This window comes from Niallia sp. HCP3S3_B10 (assembly GCF_052064465.1).
Taxonomy (GTDB): Bacteria; Bacillota; Bacilli; order Bacillales; family Cytobacillaceae; genus Niallia; species Niallia hominis.
This window is the reverse complement of record NZ_JBQHVO010000130.1, coordinates 1-1,743: the sequence shown is the minus strand read 5'-3', so window position 1 is coordinate 1,743 and position 1,743 is coordinate 1. Positions and strand designations below refer to the sequence as shown.

Sequence of the window (1,743 nt, the reverse complement as noted above, 5' to 3'; positions counted from 1 at the left end):
TGGCTCTGTTAAAGTTTAATGTTGATATTTCTTATAAAACGAAACCTCCTAATTTACGGAAGTTCCATTTTATAATATTTGCTTATTCAACTAACGCACCCGTTTGTTTAAGTACATCATTTCACAAAGCTAAAAATTTTGCTCTTCCCATTTATCAGAAATTACAGCTTTAATAAACTTTCCTTTTTTAACTTCGATAGCTATTGCTTCTTTTTGGCTAATATCTGTGATTTCATAATACTTTGTCCCAACTTCATATTCATTAGAGAAGTTCCCACTTGTGTTAGAACTTTCAAGGTCTGAATATGAAGTAACTTTACCGATTTCTTGACCTATTTTGTCTTCTTTAATTTCCTCTTCTGCTACAACATAGGTTTGATTTTCCCATTTAACGAATGGATATGCCCAGCTTGCACTGGCATCATTTTGTATTTCATTCTCTGATTCACCATCATTTAAAGAACAACCAGATAATAATAAAAGAATTCCAGAAATTATTACTAATAATTTCTTTCGCATATAAACACCTCCCATATATTAGACGGTTCCATTACAAAAAAGATTCATCAGATTTTTATTAACCTGCGTCGTTAGTTGAACAAGCAGTGATGTTTATATCGTGAATTTAGCTAACCTAAGTGTATCATATGTTTCCATATTTTGTATTAAATTCCCTTTAATCATCAAGTCATTCATAGTAATAGGATTCCTTTGATGTTGAATGGATTCTAACACCCGAAACCAAGCAAGGTAATTATTCAGGTATTTAGTTGCAACTCCATTAAAACGTTGTATCCATCCTTTAAGCCTTCGGTGATAATTGTTAACGTTCTGGATATGGTATAGTCCCTTTGTGCGAACCTTACCATCAGACTTGAATTGATAAATATCCATACCTTTTTCAGCGGCATATGTTTTAAAGGCACGCCAAGAATCGGTGCATAAAACATTTTCATCAGAAAGTTTATGTCCGATAGCTTTGTCTAACTGCTCTTTTGTTAATCGACCCATTCCCAATGTCTGTGAAAAAGTCATCTTTTCACGGTCTCTTGCGACTAAGACACATACTTGTTCGTTGCTTATGCCACGTTTCTTAGCGGAACCACCACGTTTACGGGGTTTTCTGTCTTTAATCTTTCTTTGTCCTTTTTCGGAGTATAGGAAATAGGTCTCGTCCATTTCGACGATACCTTCAAAATTCGATATTTCCATTTGTTTTAATGATGATAAGAGTTTGTGTCTCCAGTAAAATAAGGTGACATGAGTAACATTACCAACTAATTCAGCAGATTTACGCAGGGAATATCCTTCTATCATACATTCGATGAATTTAATCCATTGATTGAGATGGCGTGTTCGATATAGAGCAGTATTTGTTAGGTCAGTAAATGTCTTTTTACACGCTTTACAGCGGTAACGTTGCTTTTCTACTTCATCTCCATCAACAATAGTGGAGTATTTGCCATACCGAACGATATGTTCTGATTCGCAGTCAGGACAATGATAACCGCTCTTATTTTTACGTTCAGATATTTCTTGCAGAATAGTTCCTGTTGAAGAAGATGCAGTAAGTGCATCAATTAAATACTCTCGTAATCGGTGCTTTTCTGCTGGATTTAGTTTTTGAATGGCTTTAAGAATATCAGTTGCTCTCACGTTTATCACCACTTTTATATAGTTAAACCCATTATAGAACATAAGTTCCTGTTAATCAATTTATCAACAACAGACTTTAACAGAGCC

At 34.4% G+C, this 1,743-nt stretch carries 2 protein-coding genes; both read right to left on the bottom strand.

Annotation, left to right across the window (positions count from 1 at the left end; translation table 11 throughout):
* Nucleotides 1–129: 129 nt before the first annotated feature.
* The gene (locus tag ACTNDN_RS24790) at nt 130–519 is read right to left on the bottom strand and encodes a hypothetical protein (RefSeq protein WP_051641015.1); all 390 of its coding nucleotides are present in this window, start codon (nt 517–519) and stop codon (nt 130–132) included.
* Between the two features lie 93 nt (nt 520–612).
* Nucleotides 613–1,656: an IS1595 family transposase gene (locus tag ACTNDN_RS24785; RefSeq protein WP_081836706.1), complete on the bottom strand. Its 1,044-nt coding sequence runs from the start codon at nt 1,654–1,656 to the stop codon at nt 613–615.
* Nucleotides 1,657–1,743: the final 87 nt, after the last annotated feature.